Origin of the sequence: Microbacterium sp. NPDC056003 (assembly GCF_042274785.1) — a bacterium.
GTDB lineage: Bacteria > Actinomycetota > Actinomycetes > Actinomycetales > Microbacteriaceae > Microbacterium.
In genome coordinates, this window is sequence record NZ_JBHJXQ010000001.1 from 1,217,325 (window position 1) to 1,233,088 (window position 15,764).

14 protein-coding genes are annotated in these 15,764 nt (G+C 71.5%); 6 read left to right on the plus strand and 8 right to left on the minus strand.

Features of this window, described 5'->3' with window-relative positions; translation table 11 throughout:
• Window positions 1–14: 14 nt before the first annotated feature.
• Genes mnhG through ACFC1W_RS05600 form a run of 6 tightly spaced genes read right to left on the minus strand, consistent with a single transcriptional unit; the run spans window position 15 to window position 6,297 of the window.
• The gene (gene mnhG, locus ACFC1W_RS05575; protein WP_375989622.1) at window positions 15–377 is read right to left on the minus strand and encodes a monovalent cation/H(+) antiporter subunit G; all 363 of its coding nucleotides are present in this window, start codon (window positions 375–377) and stop codon (window positions 15–17) included.
• A complete protein-coding gene (locus ACFC1W_RS05580; RefSeq protein WP_191765037.1) occupies window positions 374–643 on the minus strand; it encodes a monovalent cation/H+ antiporter complex subunit F in 270 nt (89 codons plus the stop codon). Before ACFC1W_RS05580 ends, mnhG begins: the two co-directional genes overlap by 4 nt.
• Complete coding sequence (locus tag ACFC1W_RS05585; protein ID WP_375989626.1) at window positions 640–1,239, minus strand: Na+/H+ antiporter subunit E; 600 nt, start codon at window positions 1,237–1,239, stop codon at window positions 640–642. The genes ACFC1W_RS05580 and ACFC1W_RS05585 overlap by 4 nt, the downstream gene beginning before the upstream one ends.
• On the minus strand, window positions 1,236–2,837 hold the full coding sequence (locus ACFC1W_RS05590) for a Na+/H+ antiporter subunit D (protein ID WP_375989629.1): 1,602 nt from the start codon (window positions 2,835–2,837) through the stop codon (window positions 1,236–1,238). Before ACFC1W_RS05590 ends, ACFC1W_RS05585 begins: the two co-directional genes overlap by 4 nt.
• On the minus strand, window positions 2,834–3,379 hold the full coding sequence (locus tag ACFC1W_RS05595; RefSeq protein ID WP_375989632.1) for a Na(+)/H(+) antiporter subunit C: 546 nt from the start codon (window positions 3,377–3,379) through the stop codon (window positions 2,834–2,836). The genes ACFC1W_RS05590 and ACFC1W_RS05595 overlap by 4 nt, the downstream gene beginning before the upstream one ends.
• Window positions 3,376–6,297 carry a Na+/H+ antiporter subunit A gene (locus tag ACFC1W_RS05600; protein WP_375989635.1) on the minus strand — a complete coding sequence of 974 codons (2,922 nt, stop codon included), beginning with the start codon at window positions 6,295–6,297 and terminating at the stop codon, window positions 3,376–3,378. The genes ACFC1W_RS05595 and ACFC1W_RS05600 overlap by 4 nt, the downstream gene beginning before the upstream one ends.
• Window positions 6,298–6,485: 188 nt before the next feature.
• Here ACFC1W_RS05600 and ACFC1W_RS05605 point away from each other — a divergent pair, with 188 nt between their 5' ends.
• On the plus strand, window positions 6,486–8,033 hold the full coding sequence (locus ACFC1W_RS05605; protein WP_375989638.1) for a hypothetical protein: 1,548 nt from the start codon (window positions 6,486–6,488) through the stop codon (window positions 8,031–8,033).
• A 170-nt stretch (window positions 8,034–8,203) separates the two neighbouring features.
• Here ACFC1W_RS05605 and ACFC1W_RS05610 read toward each other — a convergent pair whose 3' ends face one another.
• Window positions 8,204–9,247, minus strand: coding sequence for a LacI family DNA-binding transcriptional regulator (locus ACFC1W_RS05610; protein ID WP_375989641.1), 1,044 nt, complete (start codon window positions 9,245–9,247; stop codon window positions 8,204–8,206).
• Between the two features lie 80 nt (window positions 9,248–9,327).
• Between ACFC1W_RS05610 and ACFC1W_RS05615 the strand changes: the two genes are divergently transcribed.
• The 5 genes from ACFC1W_RS05615 (at window position 9,328) to ACFC1W_RS05635 (ending at window position 15,401) form a co-directional block, all read left to right on the plus strand.
• Window positions 9,328–10,557 carry an MFS transporter gene (locus tag ACFC1W_RS05615; RefSeq protein ID WP_375989644.1) on the plus strand — a complete coding sequence of 410 codons (1,230 nt, stop codon included), beginning with the start codon at window positions 9,328–9,330 and terminating at the stop codon, window positions 10,555–10,557.
• Between the two features lie 34 nt (window positions 10,558–10,591).
• Window positions 10,592–11,287: an endonuclease NucS gene (gene nucS, locus ACFC1W_RS05620; protein ID WP_375989647.1), complete on the plus strand. Its 696-nt coding sequence runs from the start codon at window positions 10,592–10,594 to the stop codon at window positions 11,285–11,287.
• A 69-nt stretch (window positions 11,288–11,356) separates the two neighbouring features.
• Window positions 11,357–12,040: an HAD hydrolase-like protein gene (locus tag ACFC1W_RS05625; protein WP_375989650.1), complete on the plus strand. Its 684-nt coding sequence runs from the start codon at window positions 11,357–11,359 to the stop codon at window positions 12,038–12,040.
• A complete protein-coding gene (locus tag ACFC1W_RS05630) occupies window positions 12,033–13,298 on the plus strand; it encodes a hypothetical protein (RefSeq protein WP_375989653.1) in 1,266 nt (421 codons plus the stop codon). The genes ACFC1W_RS05625 and ACFC1W_RS05630 overlap by 8 nt, the downstream gene beginning before the upstream one ends.
• A gap of 27 nt (window positions 13,299–13,325) precedes the next feature.
• Window positions 13,326–15,401 (plus strand): bifunctional lysylphosphatidylglycerol flippase/synthetase MprF, encoded by a 2,076-nt coding sequence (locus ACFC1W_RS05635; protein ID WP_375989656.1) that lies wholly within the window; start codon window positions 13,326–13,328, stop codon window positions 15,399–15,401.
• A gap of 131 nt (window positions 15,402–15,532) precedes the next feature.
• Here the strand turns inward: ACFC1W_RS05635 and ACFC1W_RS05640 are convergent, their stop codons facing one another.
• Complete coding sequence (locus ACFC1W_RS05640; protein WP_191765018.1) at window positions 15,533–15,739, minus strand: cold-shock protein; 207 nt, start codon at window positions 15,737–15,739, stop codon at window positions 15,533–15,535.
• Window positions 15,740–15,764: the final 25 nt, after the last annotated feature.

A 15,764-nucleotide genomic window follows, 5' to 3' on the forward strand; every position in this document is an offset into this window, starting at 1 on the left:
GAGAGGAAACGCGCTCAGCCGCCGGCGGCGGGCGGGGTGCGACGCGAGTCGGCCAGCTCGTCGACGATGAGACTCGGCTCGTCGATGGTGCCGTTGCGGTAGGCCTGACGGCCGACCATGTGCGCCGACAGCGGTGCGGTCGCGAGCTGGATGAGCACGATCGGCACGAGGAAGGCGACGACCGGCCACGATCGCAGCGACAGTGCGATCGCGAGGCAGATCAGGATGAGACCGAGCACCTGCGGCTTGGTCGCCGCGTGCAGGCGCGTGAGCACGTCGCGGAACCGCAGCAGACCGATGGCGGCTGTGAGGCACAGGATCGCCCCCGCGAGGATCAGGATCAGCGCGGAGAGGTCCAGCCAGGCATCGATGGTCATCGCTGTGCGTTGTCCCTTCGTGCAACGAACCGGGCGATCGAGATCGACCCGAACACTCCGACGGCGGCGATGATCAGCAGCACGGGGAGCGTGCGGGTGTGGTGGTTGATCGCCATCTCCGCGCCGAGCACGCACATCACCTCGGTCAGGAGCACATCGGATGCCACGGCCCGGTCGAGGATCGATGGTCCGATGATGATGCGCCACACCGTGAGAAGCGCGGCGACGCCGAACACGACGTAGATGGCGAGCAGCAGAACGTTCACGAGGCACCTCCGGTGCGGGACGCGGCATCCGCTCGCACCGCCGCCACCTGCGCGCGCGAACCCACCGCCATGACGATGCGGCGCTCCCACGTCTGCACGCTGGCCCGCTGCCGCTCGACGTCCCGCGCGTTCCGGACTCCGATGACGTGGAGGTACAGGATGCGGCGGTCGCGGTCGGTCTCGACGATGAGCGATCCGGGGATGAGCGAGGCGGTGACCCCCGTGTGCGTCATGATGAGGTCGTCGTCGGTGATCATCGGCACCGCGATGATGGCCGTCCCGGGCTGTTGCCGGAAGTCGAGCACCTGTGCGGCGACGGTCAGCGATCCGCGCACCAGGGCGGCGAGGAACGCGAGCACGAAGATCGCTCCGTACCCGACGTTCACGCGACCCGAGAGCTCGACCGGCGGCAGGCGGAAGATCCGCGTGACGAAGATCGCGGCGATCAGCCCGGTGAGGAACGCGACCCAGGTGAACTGCCCCCACAGCAGCATCCACAGCGCGATGAGCCACAGGAAGAACGGCAGCTGACGCCAGAGCTGGGTCAGCAGCGTCCGCTTGTCGCCCCGGGGGACGGTGTCGACCGGTTCGCTCACGGCAGCACCACCTCCCCGTCGTCGACGCCGGTGCTGACCTCGTGCTGCTCTTCGAGCTGCACGAGCGTGACCGGCTCGAGCAGGGCTGCGCCGATGCGGGTGCATACGTCGTAGAGCGGCCCAGCGAAGATGGTCAGCGCGACGGTCACGGCCACCATGCCCGCCGTCGACGCCGTCATGATCTTCGGGATGACGCGGCGCTCGGTGTCCACTCCGCCGGGCGATGCACCCAGGTACGAGATGCGCGCCTCGGTCTCGGCCGAGTCGTCCTCTTCGCGCCAGAACGAGAGGTTCCATGCGCGCATGAGCGCGTAGAGCGTGAGGAGCGAGGTGACGATGCCGCCCACGATGAGCACCATCATGATGGGCGTCCCCACCTCGGCCGCGGCGTCGAAGAGCGCGAACTTGCCGATGAACCCCGAGAAGGGCGGCAGACCGCCGAGGTTCACCGCGGGGATGAAGTAGAGCACGGCGATGACCGGCGCAGCCTTCATCAGGCCCTTCACCCGCAGGATGGAGGTGCTGCCGGCGCGGCGCTCCACGAGTCCGACGGCGAGGAACAGGGTCGTCTGCACCACGATGTGGTGGACCATGTAGTAGATCGTCGCGCCGATCGCCGCGGGCGTCGCGATCGCGAGCCCGAAGATCATGTAGCCGATGTGGCTCACCAGCGTGAACGACAGGATGCGCTTGAGCTCCGCCTGTGCCACGGCGCCGAGCACGCCCACGATCATCGTCGCGAGTGCCACCCAGAGCAGCAGCTGGTTGACGTCGTTGTCGAGGAAGAGCTCGGTCTCGGTGCGGATGATCGCGTAGACGCCGACCTTGGTCAGCAAGCCGGCGAACACCGCCGTGACGGGGGCGGGCGCGGTCGGGTACGAGTCGGGCAGCCAGAACGACAGCGGGAAGACGGCGGCCTTGATGCTGAAGGCGAGCAGCAGCATGAGGTGCAGGACGAGCTGGGTCTCCTGCGGGAGCTCTCCCATGCGCTCCGAGATCTGCACCATGTTCACGGTGCCGAGGGCGCCGTAGATCATCGCGATCGACGCGAGGAACAGGATCGACGACACGAGCGACACGACGATGTAGACCACGCCGGTGCGGATGCGCGACTCGGTCGATCCCAGGGTGATCAGCACGTACGAGGCGACGAGCAGGATCTCGAAGCCGACGTAGAGATTGAAGAGGTCGCCGGCGATGAAGGCGTTGAAGATGCCCGCAGCCAGGATCAGGTACGACGGGTGGAAGATCGAGACCGGCGTCTCATCGTCGCCGTCGGCGGCGCCCTGGCCGACCGAGAACAGGAGGACGGCGAGCAGCACGATGCTCGAGACGAGCACGAGCAGGGCCGCGAGCCGGTCGACGTAGAGCACGATGCCGAACGGGATCGGCCACCCTCCCACCGAGACCGCGATCGCGGCGCCGGTCGAGTCGACGACGTAGAGCAGGATGGCCGAGATGACGGTCGTGAGCGAGAAGGTGGTCACCGAGACGGCCACCTGGGTGTGCCGGTGACGGCCGGCGATGAGCGCGATGGCCGCACCCAGCAGGGGCAGCGTCACGAGCAGCGGCACCAGGGCGGGGGCGAAGCCGATCATGCGTCGTCACCGTCCTTGCGCTCGGGGCGACGGCTGTCGACGGGCGCGTCGTCGCGCAGGCCGGCGAAGTCGCGCGGACCGAGCACGGTGATCGGCGAGGTGTCGAGCCCCACGAAGTCCGTCGTCGCGTCGTCGTCCTCGTCCTCGATCTCGATCTCCTCGTCCATCGTCTCGTCGACGTCGGCGGTGCGTTCGCGCACGGCGCGGTCGGCCTCGTCGTCCTCGACGGTGTCTGCCTGGCCGAGCTGCCAGGAGCGGTAGATCAGGGCGAGGAGGAAGGCCGACACGGCGAACGTGATGACGATGGCGGTGAGCGTCAGCGCCTGCGGGAGCGGGTCGGACATGTCCTCGGGATCGGCCGCGGCGCCGAAGAAGGGGGCGATTCCGGGCTCGCCCATCACGATCAGCAGCAGGAGATTGGCGGCGTTGCCGAGCAGCAGGAAGCCGATGAGCACGCGGGTCAGGCTGCGCTCGAGCATCGCGTACACGCCGCATGCGAAGAGCACGGCCATGACGATGATGAGGACCCCGGAGACGGTCATGAGACGGTCACCTCCGGCCGGTGGCCCTCGTCGGCTTCGAGCGCCTGACGATCCACCTCGGCGCCGAGGCTGCGCAGCACGTCGAGCACGAGGCCGATGACCACGAGGTAGACGCCGATGTCGAAGAGCGTCGAGGTGACGAACTCCACGTGCCCGAGCAACGGAAGGTCCGCTTCGAAGAAGAAGCTCGTGAGCGGGGCGGCACCGAAGAACAGCGGCACGATCGCGCAGGCGACGGCGATCGACATGCCGATGCCCAGCAGGCGCCCGGCGTCGGTGGGGGCCGCGGCGCCGAGTTCGTAGCGGCCGCCCGCGACGTAGCGCATGACCAGCGCCATGCCCGCCACCAGGCCGCCCGCGAAGCCGCCGCCCGGCAGGTTGTGGCCGGCGAACAGCAGGTACAGCGACACGACGATGATCGTGTGGAAGAGGATGCGCACGATCACCTCGAGCATGATCGAGCGGTTCTCGGGCCGCACGCGCTGACCGCCCACGAGCCACGCCATGCGCCCGCCGCCCGAGCCGCGCGGCTTGACGCCCTCGGCCGTCTCGACGAGCGGTCGGCGGGTGCGCGCGACGGACGCCGGGAGCGGCGCGATGACGCGCGACCACGTGTCGGCGCGGTGGGTGACGAAGACGAGGGATGCCACGCCCGTGGCGGCGAGGATGAGCACCGACAGCTCGCCCATGGTGTCCCAGCCGCGCAGGTCGACGAGGGCGACGTTCACGACGTTCTTGCCGTGGCCGAGCTCGTACGCGAGCTCGGGGAAGCGCTCCGAGATCGGCTTCGTGCTGCGCGCCGAGGTCGCCACCAGGGCGACCGCCGCCATCGTCGCGCCGACTGCGGCGCCGAGCACGGCACGCGCCACCGGCCACACCGAGGCGTTGTGCTCGCCGAGGCGCGCGGGGATCCGCCGGAGCACAAGGGCAAAGGCGACCAGCGTCACCGTCTCGACGAGGATCTGCGTGAGTGCGAGGTCGGGGGCACCGCTCGTCGCGAACAGCATCACCATGCCCAGGCCCGTCGCCGAGACCAGCACGACGCCGGTGTAGCGCTTGCGCGCCCGCACCGCGACGAGCCCGGCCACGATCATGATCGGGGCGACGACGAGCTGGGTCGGCGTCTGGAACAGGTCGAGTTCCGCCCGCCAGGCCGGGCTCGCGATCAGCGCGGTGCCCTCGGCCGCGACGAACACCACGAAGATCGTCCCGACGTAGACGGGCAGGGAACCCCGCTGGGTGAAGCTCGTCGTGACCACCGAGAGCCGGGCGATGCCGCGGAGGACGCTGTTGTAGACGTCGGCCGCGGTGAACGGCAGCATCCGCTTCGACCATCCCGCACGTGCCGTCAGCCAGAACACGACGGCGCCGGCCGCGATCGTGCCGAGCGAGAACCACAGCGCCGGTTCGAAGCCGTGCCAGAGCGCGAGATGGGCCGGATGCTCCGCCGCACCGGCGGGCGCCTGGTCGGCGTAGCCCGCGAACGCGACGTCGAGCTGCGGCGCGAGGAAGCCGGCCACGACGGTGAGGGCCGCCAGCACGACGGGGGCTGCGAGGAACCCGATCGGCGGGTCGGGCCACTCGGTCGTGGGCACAGCCTGGCGCGAAGCATCCTTCTTCGTCCAGAACGCGCCCCACAGGAAGCGGAAGCCGTACGCGGCCGTGAGCACCGATCCCAGCACGACTCCGGCGAAGGCGACGATGCCCCACGGTGAGCCGGCGAGGGCCTCGTCGAGCAGGGCGGTGAGCGCGCCCTCCTTCGCGACGAAGCCGATCGTGGGGATGATGCCGATCATCGAGGCGACCGCGATGAACGAGAACGTCGCCATGACGGGCGCCTGCCGGCCGACGCCGCTCAGCTCGGCGATGTCGCGCGTCGAGAGCTGGCGGTCGATCACGCCGACGACGAGGAACAGCGCCGACTTGAACAGGGCGTGGCTGAGCAGCAGCGCGAGCCCGGCGAGCGCGGTGTCGCGCGTGCCGAACCCGAGCACGACGGTGAGCAGCCCGAGCTGGCTGACCGTCCCGAACGCGAGGATGCGCTTGAGGTCGGTCTCGCGGAGCGCCTGGAAGCCCGCCAGCAGCATCGTGAAGACGCCGAGCGAGATCACGATCGGGCGCCATGTCGGCGCCACGGCGAACACCGGCGCGAGGAGCGCGATGAGGTAGATGCCGGCCTTCACCATGGCCGCGGCGTGCAGGTACGCGCTGACCGGGGTCGGCGCGGCCATGGCGCCGGGCAGCCAGAAGTGGAAGGGGAAGATCGCCGACTTGCTCAGCGCGCCGACGAGCAGCAGCACGAGGGCCGCATCGACGACCGGTCCGGTGGGAGACTCGGCGAGGATCGTCGAGATGCTCGACGTGCCTGCGTCGACGACGAGCAGCACGACGCCGATCAGCATGACCAGGCCGCCGAGCGTCGTCACCAGCAGGGCCTGCAGGGCGGCACGGCGACTCGCGGCTCGTTGGTTGTAGTAGCCGATGAGCAGGTACGACAGGATGCTCGTGATCTCCCAGAACATGACGAGCACGACGAGGTCGTCGGTCAGCACGAGTCCGTACATGGCGCCCGCGAAGGCGAGCAGCACGGCGGAGAACTGGCCGAGGTTCTCGCTCTTGCCCCGAAAGTACCAGCGGCAGTAGATCATCACGAGCGCGCCGACGCCGGTGACGATGAGCGTCATGAGCCACTCGAGGGTGTCCATCCGCATCGAGAGCTCGATGCCGAGCGGCGAGATCCAGTCGTAGGACTCGAAGGGCGGGTCGCCTGCCAGCACGGCGGGCGTCGCGGCGACGGCGTGACCGAGGCCGACGAGCGGCAGCACGGCTGCGACGTAGAAGGCGCGGGCGCCGATGCGGCCGACCAGCCACGGGAGCACGAGGGGCAGGAGCGCGAACGCACCGAGGATGAGGAGCATGGGGGCCTCCTCATGGTCGTCGGCCGGGGGCTCCCGCGCGCAGCTCGGGCGATCAGATGTCTCGTGAAGTCTACCGGGGCGAAACGGCGGGCGCGTTCGCGCGAGGCATCGGAAGCGGCGAGTGCAGGTCGTCCGGACGCACGGAAGAGCGGAGCGGATACCGCGACCCGGCGTGCCAGAGTGGACCCGTGGCCGTCGACCCCGCCGTGACGCGCGCACCACGTTGGCCGCGCGAGGTGCTGGGCGCCCTCGCGGCGATCGCGATCGCGATCGCGGTCACCGCTGCGGTCGCCGCGGGCCCGAGGGCGGTGCTGCTGTTCCGCGACGGCGACTCGCTCGTCACGACGCTCGTGGCCCGCTCCGTCGCCGTCGGTCAGCCGCAGGACTGGGCGATGTCGACGGTGCTCTTCCTGCCGGAGAGCGCCCTCGTCGTGCTGCTCTCCCTGCTCGGACTGGGCGTCGCCGGCACGCTCGCCGCCGCCGCGATCGTCACGCTGCTCGCGCTGTACGGAGCGCTGCGGCTCGCCGCCGGCGCCGCCGGCGCGGAGCGCGCGCCGATCGCGGGGGCCCTTCTCGCGCTGTCGGGGTTCGGGCTGCTCGCGATCACCGAGTGGTCGCCGAGCCGGGATGCGCTCGAGCCCGCATCGCTTCTGCTGACGACGACGTACTACAGCGCGACCGTGATCGCCTCGGTGGTGGCGGTCGGACTCGTGCGACGCGCGCTCGATCGGCCCGGGCGCCGCGGACCGGCCTGGGTGCTGGCGGCCGTGGGCGCGGCATCCGTCCTCACCAATCCGCTGTTCGCGGCGTGGGCGGTCGTTCCTGTGGCGGCCGTGCTGGCCGTCGTCGCGTGGCGCGGGGGCACGTCGCGGCGCCGGACCGCGGTATGGCTGATCGTCGCGCTCGTGGGCGGATCGGTCGCAGGTCTGGTGCTGCGACTCCCGCTCGCCGGGATGATCGCGAACACCGGCGCCGGCTACGCCGATCCGTCGCGATGGCTCGAGTCGGCCGGCTACTACGCGTTCCTGCTCGGCGAGCGCGCGAGCACCCCGGTCGGCGCGCTGGGGCTGACGCTCGGGTTCGCGCTCTGGGTGTGGTGCGTGTCGGCGTCCGTCCTGCTGGTCCGGCGGGGCGACGTCGGCGCGGCCCTCGTGGCGGCGTGCGGGTGGGTGATGCCGGTCCTCGTCGTCGTGGGTGCGGTCGTGCTCGGGACGCATGCCGCGCGCTACCTGCAGCCCATCGGGTTCGCGCCCGTGCTCGGCCTCGTGGTGCTGCCCGCGCTGCTGCCGCACCGGACGGCCCGCCCCCTCGGCCTCCCCGTGCTCGCCGGGGCGACGGCCCTTGCGCTGCTGCTCGCGTCGGCCCTCGGCATCCCCCGCATCGCGTCCGCCGCGAACGCGCCCGATGCCGATCTCGACTGCGTCGTGGAGTGGACGGATGCCGCGTCCCGCACCGGAGCCGGTCAGTTCTGGACGATCCGGCCGGCCAAGGCGCACCTCGACGACCCGCGGCACCTCGTGCAGGTGGACCATGAGCTGCGCGGCTACGCGTGGCTCGTCAACCGCGACGACTTCCGGGTCGGCGAGGTGTCGTTCCTCGTGATCGACGATCAGTCGGTGCCGTTCGCCCTGCCCGGCGGCGCCTCGCTCGACGACGCCGAGCTGATCGACTGCGGCCGCTACACGATCGCCGACTTCGGCGAGCGCACGCTGACGCTCGGCCCGCAGCGATCCTGACCTGCCCGGTCCTCGCCCGCCCGCTGCCCGGTCCTCGCCCGCCCCGCGGCCCCGTCCGCGAGGCGGCGCATCCGCGACGAAACACCCGCCCACGCACGCCGTCTCGTCGTAAACGCGATGTCTCGCGACGGCGGGCGGGGTCGGCCGGCAGGGTCAGGCGGCCGGCAGGGTCAGGCGGGTGCGGGGCCCGTCGTGTTGCCCTCGCGGAACTCGCACGTGAAGCTGATGGACGCCGCACCCTCGCCGTCGAGCATCGCCGTCACGGCCCGGCCCGCCGCTCGGCCCTTGTCGGCGGCAGGCTGCACGAGCGTCGTCAGCTCGTACGGCGCGAGCCCGTCGACCACGATGCCGTCGAAGCCGGTCACGCTGACGTCCTCGGGAACGCGGAGTCCCGCCTCTTCGGCGGCGCGGATCACCCCCGCCGCGAGCAGGTCGCTCTGCGCGATGACGGCGGTCGGCCGCTCGGCGGGGTCGGCGAAGATCAGCCGGCCGGCCGCGAGTCCCTCGTCGATGAAGCTTCCGGCGGCGGCGTAGGCCGCGGCATCCGGGAACACGTCCATGGCCCCGGCGAGGCGCTCTCGCGTGACGTCCACCGTGATCGCGGTGCCGTCGAGGATCCAGCCGCCCTCCCAGCCGGCGCGTGCCGGCAGCGCGACGATTGCGACCCGCGTGTGCCCCAGCGCGCGCAGGTGGCTCGCGGCCTGACGCTGGGCTTCGCGGTTGTCGAGGCCGATGCGGGGCACGTCGTCGCCGGCATCCCCCTCGATGACGACGACCGGGATGCCGCGTGCCTTGACGGCGTCGAGCGAGCGACGCAGGTGCCCGCTGCAGCCGACGAGGACGGCGGCGTCGAGCGGCGCGGTCGTGAGCGACGTGCCGCCGTCCGGCTCGGTGTCGCGCAGCAGCAGGAGGCCGGCGCCGAGCGGCGCGACGCCGTCGGAGAGGCCGTCCATCATGAGCGTCTTGACCGGGTCGAGGAAGGCGGTTCCGAGGTGCTCCTCGAACACGACGCCGACGATGCCGGAGCGGCCGCGGCGCAGCGAGGCGGCCCGCGGATCGGGTCCGGTGTAGCCGAGCGCCGACGCGGCGTCGAGCACGCGGCGGCGCGTGGCCTCGGAGACCTTGGTCTTGCCGCTGAACACGACGGAAGCGGTCGACGGCGAGACGCCCGCTTCGCGTGCGACGTCGGAGATGGTGGCTCGGCGCGTGCTCATGTCGGTTCGATGGTACCCCGCCGTCATGACGGGCGTCGAATCGATTCGACAAGCGTCGGATCGGCCGCTACCGTTGTCGGGTGGACAAGGTTCTCTCGCGCTCTCAGCTCGTCAACTGGCGCACCGCCGTCTTCACGATCTTCTTCGTGACGGGCCTCGGCTTCGCGTCCTGGGCGTCGCGCCTGCCGGCTGTGAAGAGGGACCTCGGCATCGATGACGCCGAGATCGGCATCCTGCTGTTCATCTCCGGCGCTGCGGCGATCGTCGGCCTGTCGCTCGCGAACGTGCTCGTCGTGCGGCTCGGCGCCCGCCGCGGCATGTTCCTGACGATCGTCACGTTCTCGCTCGGCGTCGCGGTGGTCGGACTCGGGGTCGAGTTCCTCGCGTCCTACGCCGTCACCGCGATCGGGCTCGCGCTCATGGGCGTGGGCATGAGCGCGACCGACGTCATGATGAACGTCGAGGCGGCCGCGGTGGAACAGGCCTTCGAGAAGACGCTGATGCCGCTCTTCCACGCCTTCTTCAGCCTGGGAACGGTCGCCGGAGCCGGCATCGGCGTGCTGATGGCCGTCTGGAGCGTCGGCGTCGCCTGGCACCTGTGGATCGTCGGCATCCTCGTGCTGATCGCCGGGCTGGTCGCCCTGCGGGCGGTGCCGATCCGCGAGACCATGCACGACGATCCGGCGACACCCGCCACCCGCCGCGAGCGCCTCGCAGAGCAGCTCGCCGTGTGGCGCGATCCGCGCACCTACGCCATCGGAGCGATCATGCTCGGCATGGCGTTCGCAGAGGGCAGCGCCAACGACTGGCTGACGATCGCGATGGTCGACGGCCACGGCGAGACCGAGGCGGTCGGCGCGATCGCCCTCACCGTGTTCTCGGTGTCGATGACCGTCTTCCGCGTCCTCGGCGGCCCGATCGTCGACCGCATCGGTCGCGTGTGGACGCTCCGCGTCCTCGCCGTGGCCGCCGGCGTCGGACTCATCCTGTTCATCCTCGCGCCGAACCTCCCGATCGCCTTCGTCGGCATCGCCTTGTGGGGCGCCGGAGCGTCGCTCGGCTTCCCGCTGGGCATGTCGGCGGCCGCCGACGACCCGGCCAAGGCCGCGGCATCCGTCTCGGCAGCCGCCACCATCGGATACCTGGCCTTCCTGTGCGGCCCGCCCGCGCTCGGCTGGATCAGCAACCAGATCGGCATCCTGCCCACGCTGTGGATCATCGTCGGCCTCATCGCGCTGTCGGGTCTCGCGTCGGGCGCCGCCAAGCCGATCGCCGGCTCCAAGGTCGGTGCGGGTCACCCGCACCACTGATCGCAGCGGTCCGGGCGCGGGCTAGGCTCTTCGGGTGCGTCTCGTCATCGCCCGCTGCTCCGTCGACTACACCGGTCGGCTGACCGCGCATCTCCCGCTCGCGACGCGTCTGCTCGTGCACAAGGGCGACGGCAGCCTGCTGGTGCACTCCGACGGCGGCTCGTACAAGCCGTTGAACTGGATGAGCCCGCCGTGCCGCCTGGAGGTGGAGGAGCCGGATGCCGAGTCCGCCGCCGCGGGAGTGCGCGAGTACTGGCGCGTGACGCACGCCAAGACCGGCGACGCGCTGCTCGTGCGCATCTACGAGGTGCTGCACGACACGTCGCACGAGCTCGGCATCGACCCCGGCCTGCAGAAGGACGGCGTCGAGGCCGACCTGCAGCGCCTGCTGGCCGAGCAGGTCGACGTGCTCGGCGAGAACCTCACGCTCGTGCGCCGCGAGTTCCCCACGGCGATCGGACCGGTCGATCTGCTGCTGCGCGATCCCGCCGGCGGCACGATCGCGGTCGAGGTGAAGCGCCGCGGCGACATCGACGGCGTCGAGCAGCTCACGCGCTACCTCGAGCTCCTCGGCCGCGACCCGCACCTCGCACCCGTGACCGGCGTCTTCGCCGCGCAGGAGATCAAGCCCCAGGCGAAGGTGCTCGCCGCCGACCGCGGCATCCGCTGCGTCACCCTCGACTACGAGGGCATGAAGGGCATCGAGTCCGGCGCCCCCCGCCTGTTCTGACCCCGCGCCCCCGCCCGGCGCCCTGCCTGTACGACGAGGGGGTGCGCCGCGCCCCATAGGGTGGAAGGCATGCCGAGCCGATCTCCCTGGACCTGTGTGCTGTGGGACGTCGACGGCACGATCGTCGACGCCTCCGACGGCATCCTGCGCCGGCTGACGGTCACCCTCGAGCACTTCGGCAAGCGTCCGCCGACCCGCGCCGAGCTGGTGCACTGGATCGGCCCGCCGATGTACGAGTCGTTCCAGGTCAACGTCGGCATGTCACCCGCCGAGTCCAGCGAGGCGGTCGCGTTCTACCGCGTGCTCGGCAAGGCCGACGGGTACACGACGGGCGCCAAGCTCTTCGACGGCATCGATGTGCTGATCCGGGATGTCGCGGCAGCCGGCATCCCGCAGGCGACAGCCAGTTCGAAGCCCGAGGTGCAGGTCGTCGCCCTGATGGACCATTTCGACCTCTCCACGTCGCTCACCGCGATCGCGGGCGCGACGCCCGACGAGAAGACGCTCAGCGCGAAGTCCGACATCGTGGCGGAGGCCCTGCGCCGTCTCGCGGCGGCCGGGGCCGACACGAGCCGCCCCGTGCTCGTCGGAGACCGGCATCACGACGTCGAGGGGGGAGCGGCCAACGACGTGCCGGTCATCTTCGTGCGCTGGGGTTTCAGCTGGCCGCACGAGGCCGACGGTGCACAGGCCGCGGTCGACGACGTGGCACAGCTGCGCACGCTGCTCCTCTTCGAGGACTCCGATGGCTGAGAGCGTCGGGGCGATCCTCGCGTGGCTGGTGCCCGCGCTGGTCGTGTTCGGCGTGACGGCCATCCTCGTCGCCGTCCTGGCCTGGGCCATCCGACGTTCCCGTCGTTCTCCGCGCGCTCGCGCGGCGGCCGAGCAGGAGCGCACGCGCGCCGGCGCGACGCTGGTCCGGCTCGACGACGCGGTCGCCGAGCTCGATCTGGAGGTCGGCCTGTCGGGCGCGCTCTACGGGGGCGGGGCGCCGGTCTCGCTGCGGCGGGCGCGCATGACCGCCCAGCATGTGCGCGATGAGTCCTTCGACGAGTACCGCGCCCTGTCGGCGCCCGACGCCGCTCCCGCCGAGATCCGCCGCCTCGCCGCACGCATCGACCGACGGTCCGCCGACGCCCTCGCGGTGATCGCGAGCGCACGGGCCGAGCATGCCGAGTGGGTGCGCGCGAACGTGTCCGCCGCGAGCCAGGTCGCCGCCGCCCGCGAGCGCCTCGCCCAGCTGCGCGCATCGATGGGCGACCCCGCCGCGCTGGTCGGCGAGCTGTCGGCCCGCTTCGCCGAAGAGGAGTGGAGGGATGCCTCGCGCGCCGCCCACGCCGCCGCCGCCGCTGCCGACGAGGCGTCGCGCCTGCTCGACGCGGCGCAGGCGCGGTCCGCCGACCCCTCGCAGAGCGTCCTCGCCGAGCTCGCCTCCGCCGAGCGCGCGCTGCGCACGGCCGAGTCGGACGCGCGCATCCTCGAGGAGACGCACCGGCTCGTGCTCCAGGCCGCGCAGGCCGTGCCCGGAGAGATCGACGCCGCGCGCACTGCGCTGCGCCAGGCCGGCGTGACGCGCGAGCACCTCGACCCCGCCGACGCCGAGCGGCTCGGCGCGGAGCTGCGGGCGATCGAGTCGGAGCTGACGAAGGTGGAAGCGGATGCCGCGCGCCATCCGTCGCGCTCCGTCGACCGCATCGCGCGCCTGCGCGGACGACTCGACCTCGCCCTCGGCGACGCACGCACCGCGCAGCAGCGCATCCGCGGAGCGCGCACCGCGCTGCCGGGGACGCTCGCCGCCGCTCGCAGCGCCATCGCGCAGGCCGAGGCATCCGTCGCGCACTCCCGCGGCGGCGCAGACGCCCGCGCACGTCTGCTCTCCGCCCAGGACGAGCTCGCCCGCGCCCGACAGGTCGACGACCCGGTCGCCGCGCTCGACGCCGCGCGCCGCGCCCTGCGCCATGCCGAGGATGCCAAGGCCCTCGCCGAGTACTCCCGGCTCGGCGGGCGCTGATCCGGACCCCCTCGCTATCGTGAGGGCATGACCGACGCCGAGTCGCGATCGAGCCGTCCTGTCCTCGCCGTGCTCGCACGGATCCCCGTCACGCTGTCGCTCATCGCCATCGTGCTGCTGGTGGGGATCGTGTGGGGCGGCCTGTGGCGCCCGTTCGCGGACGATCCGCTCTTCGACACCGTCGCCTACGGTCTGCCGGCACTCCTCGAAGGACGATGGTGGACGCCCGTCACCGGCACGTTCTTCGTGAACCACCCGATCGTCTACGCCTTCGTGATCCCCAGCTTCGCCGGCCTCGCGTACCTCGAGCACCGCCGCGGCTCGCTCGCCGCATTCGGCTACTTCGGCATCGGCCAGCTCTTCGCGATCTTCGCCAGCGCACTGTTCCTGTGGCTCGCGTCGGCCCTGCCGTGGCCGTGGGCGCAGATGGAGGCGACGGTGCTCGACGTCGGGCCCTCGGGTGGCACACTCGCGGGGATCGCGGCGGCCGCCGGCCTGCTGGTCTCGCCGTGGCGGGTCCGGGCGTGGCTGGTCGTGCTCGGCTTCTCGTTCGTGACGCTGTTCTTCTGGGGCTCGCTGGCCGACCTCGAGCACGCGTTCGCCGTGCTGCTGGTGCTGTTCGTCGACCGATCGCTGCGCATCCAGCGCACCACGGTCCGCGAGCAGCGGCTCATCGCGTTCGTGGCTGTGCTGGTGATCCTGGCGGTGGAGGTGCTCACCCTGCTCGTGCCGACCGACGGCCCGTTCGGCCACACCCAGGCTGCCGGCGGCTCATTCCTCGACATCGCCCTCGACGTGGTGGTCATCGCGATCCTCGCCAACGGCCTGCGCCGCGGGCGGCGCTGGGCGTGGATCTGGACGATCGTGCTCGCCGTGGTCAACGTGCTCACCGGTGCGCTCATCATCGTGCTCGCTGCCGTGCTGGGGCCGGAGCGCCTCGATGACCAGATCGGCGACTTCAACGTCGCGCTCGCGCAGTCGGCGATGTGGCTCCTGCTGCTCGTGTACCTCGCCTGGGTGCGGCGCGCGTTCCGCGCCCGGCGCAAGAGCACACTCGGCGTGCAGCCCGGGCCCACCATCGACGAGGTCAAGGACGCGCTCCGGGCGCACGGGGGCGGCACCCTGTCGTGGATGACCACGTGGGACGGCAACAGCTACGCCCGCACCGAGTCCGGCGGCATCATCGCCTACCAGCGGCGGGCCGGAGTGGCGATCGTGCTGGCCGACCCGCTCGGGGCCGAGGCATCCCGAAACGCGTCCGTCGCCGAGTTCATCCGCGCTGCCGAGCACGCGGGCCTCGTGCCGTGCTTCTTCAGTGCGGGCGAGGCGACGCGCGCAGCCGTGCCCGCCGGATGGCGCGGCATCGTGGTCGCCGACGACACGATCGTCGACCTTCCCGGCCTCGAGTTCACCGGCAAGCAGTGGAGCGCGGTGCGCACCTCGCTCAACCGGGCGGGACGCGAGGGGATGACGTTCCGCCTGACGCGGCTCGCCGACGAACCGTGGGGCATCCGCCAGCAGCTGCGTGCGATCTCGGAGATGTGGGTGGGTGACAAGGGCCTGCCCGAGATGGGGTTCACGCTCGGCACGCTCGACCAGGCCGAGGACCCCGAGGTGCGGCTCGCGCTGGCCATCTCTCCGCAGGGCGATGTCGACGGCTTCCTGTCGTGGCTGCCCGTCTACGGCGGCGACGGTACGGTGCGCGGGTGGACGCTCGACCTCATGCGCCGGCGCGACGGCGGGTTCGGGCCGGTGATGGAGTTCCTCATCGGATCGTCCGCTCGCCAGTTCTCCGAGGAGGGCGCCGAGATCATGTCGCTGTCGGGTGCGCCGCTGGCGCACGACTATCCACCGGACGCCGGCGCCATCGCCTCGCTCTCGGACTGGCTGGCGGACTCGCTCGAGCCCGTCTACGGCTTCCAGTCGCTGCACCGCTTCAAGAGCAAGTTCCACCCGCGCTACGAGACCATGTATCTGCTCTTCCGCGACGAAGCCGACCTCACGCGCATCGGCGCGGGACTGACCCGCGCGTTCCTCCCCGACGCGACGCTGCGTCAGTTCGCGGGTGCGGGGATGGAACTGGTGCGCGGCGACCGCGAGTGACTCAGCGGAAAAGGAAAGCGCCCGGCGATGGCCGGGCGCGTGACTGGGCCGGGGCATCCGCTCACCGTCCGAGACGGCGGGGAGTGCCGCGGCGCAGCTCCGTGGAAGCCGGACCCGAGGGTCCGGGAGGATCAGATGGGGCGGATGTTCTCCGCCTGCAGGCCCTTGGGGCCCTGGGCGATCTCGAACTCGACCCGCTGGTTCTCCTCGAGGGAGCGGTATCCGCTCGCCGCGATGGCGGTGTAGTGCGCGAAGACGTCTGCGCCACCCTCATCGGGAGCGATGAAGCCGAAGCCCTTCTCCGAGTTGAACCACTTGACGGTGCCCTGCGTGCTCATTACTTGCCGTTCCTTGATGGTGCCC